Here is a 2,007-nt window from a genome sequence, read left to right as displayed (position 1 = left end):
CCAGCCCAGCCGGTCTGCGCATCGTAGAAGGCCACGGGACCGCGCGGCGTGCCTTGGTCGATGCGCGTCCAGGTCTGGCCGTAGTTGGTGGTGTACGACGAACCCGCCGCCGCCGTGGTGAAGCCGGTACTCACGAACATGCCGGGCCGGCCCGGCACCGAGGCTAGGCCGCTGGCGTAGGCCGGCCCGCTCGGGGCGAAAGCCGTCCAGGTCTGGCCGCCGTTCTGGGTGCGGCTCAGGGTAATGGTGCCGGTGCCAGCATCGACGTAGAGGGCCAGGCCGTTCTGCGCGTCTTCAAACGCCAGCCGGGTTACTTCGGGCAGGCCGGTGCTGGCCACCTGCCAGCTGTTGCCGCGGTTGGTCGAGTAAAACACGCGGCCAAAATCGGTACCGAACCAGGCGCTAGTGCCCTTGGTGGCAAACACGCCCACGCGCCCAGCCTCGTTCGTGAGGGGGGCCGGCAGGTTGGCGGCGGGTACGCGCGTCCACTGCGTACCGCCGTTGCTGGTGGTGTACACCTCGAAATAGCCGCCGTTGGGGTCGCCCACCACCACGCCATTGTTCAGGTCGTACATGGCGATGTCGTTGAGGAAGGCGGCGCTGCCAGCAAACGCGGCGGTGCTCTGGTACGTCCAGGTGCTACCACCGTTGCGGCTGTAGTACACGTAGCCGCCGCCGGGGTTGGCAATGGTGGTTTGCAGGCTGAAGATGCCTACCCACACGTTGTTGGCATCCACGGCGCTGATACCGGCGTAGCTCGGCGACACGGTTATCGGAATGCCATTCACGCTGCCCGGCACCCAGGTGGTGCCACCGTCGTTGGTGCGGCTAAAATCCCAGTAGCCGGCCGAGCCAGCGGCATTGCCCGACCCTTTGCTGGTAATAAAAACGACGCTGGGGCTGACGATGCTGATATCCTGCACGGTAGCAAGGCCCACCCGAAAGTGTGCATCCTGCTGCACCCACTGCGCTTGCGCAGTGCCCATACCAAGTCCTGAAATCAATACAGCGAGTAAGGGTAGTCTCATCTTTATTTGCTTAGTAAAACGTGGAAAGCGCATTCTTCTTGTTATCCTGCAAAGCTACGGCCTCGCCTGGCCTGCATCCTCGCCCCTACCCCAACTCATGACCCTCGCCGAAGCCCAAAAAACCGTCGATACCTGGATTACCACTACCGGCGTCCGCTATTTCAACGAGCTCACCAACCTAGCCATGCTCACCGAGGAAGTGGGCGAAGTAGCCCGCATCATCGCCCGGCAGTACGGCGAGCAGTCCTTCAAGGAATCCGATAAAGGCCGCGAGCTGGGCGATGAGCTGGCCGACGTGCTGTTCGTGCTCATTTGCCTGGCCAACCAGACCGGCGTCGACCTCACCGACGCCCTGGCCCGCAACCTGGCCAAGAAAACCCAGCGCGACAGCCAGCGCCACCGCGACAATGAAAAGCTGAAGTAGCACTGTGTCTGTCATCCTGAGTGCAGCGAAGGACCTTCTCACGTCCGAACGAACAGCCCGTTCAACGGCGATAAGGTCCTTCGCTGCGCTCAGGATGACAGATGGACTATGCCCGTAGCAGCCTATCGTCCCGCCACAGGGGCAGCACGTCGGCGTAGGCATCCACCTGCAGGCAGAAATCAAAATCCTTGCTGGCTTCCAGCGAGTTGAGCCGGCGCACGTGGGCCGATTGCAGCAGGTAGGCCGGCAAGTCGGCCCTGCCCTGCTCCCAGAGGTGCAGCGCCGCCAGCGTCGCATCGGAGCTGCGCACGTCGAAGCCCAGCGGTTTGAGGCGGGCGGCCAGCGCCCCGCCAAACACGGTGTCTTCGAGGCAGAAACGCCCTTTCCAGCCGGCACACACGACCAGCACGTTGCGCTGCTGCTGCTGGGCAAAGTCGGCGACAGCGGCCAGATTCAGGAATGAGCCCACCACGATTTCGGCCGCCGTCAGCGAGCGCCGCAGGGCCGCCGTGCCGTTGGTGGTGCTGATGGTGAGCGCCCGGCCGCGCACCGGCC

The 2,007-nt window shown here is 64.0% G+C and carries 3 protein-coding genes; 1 reads left to right on the top strand and 2 read right to left on the bottom strand.

The window, feature by feature from the left end; translation table 11 throughout:
* Positions 1 to 986: WD40/YVTN/BNR-like repeat-containing protein (locus ACYVDE_RS21200; RefSeq protein WP_460503528.1), on the bottom strand; the 986-nt coding region annotated here is incomplete at its 3' end.
* A gap of 139 nt (positions 987 to 1,125) precedes the next feature.
* On the opposite strand from ACYVDE_RS21200, the gene ACYVDE_RS21195 reads away from it, so the two are divergent.
* A complete protein-coding gene (locus tag ACYVDE_RS21195) occupies positions 1,126 to 1,452 on the top strand; it encodes a nucleotide pyrophosphohydrolase (protein ID WP_460503527.1) in 327 nt (108 codons plus the stop codon).
* 106 nt (positions 1,453 to 1,558) lie between these two features.
* On the opposite strand, the gene ACYVDE_RS21190 is transcribed toward ACYVDE_RS21195, so the two are convergent.
* Positions 1,559 to 2,007: 2-phosphosulfolactate phosphatase (locus ACYVDE_RS21190; RefSeq protein ID WP_460503526.1), on the bottom strand; the 449-nt coding region annotated here is incomplete at its 5' end.

Source organism: Hymenobacter agri (genome assembly GCF_054778495.1).
The sequence above is the reverse complement of the archived record's forward strand: the minus strand, read 5'-3'. Positions and strand labels throughout refer to the sequence as shown.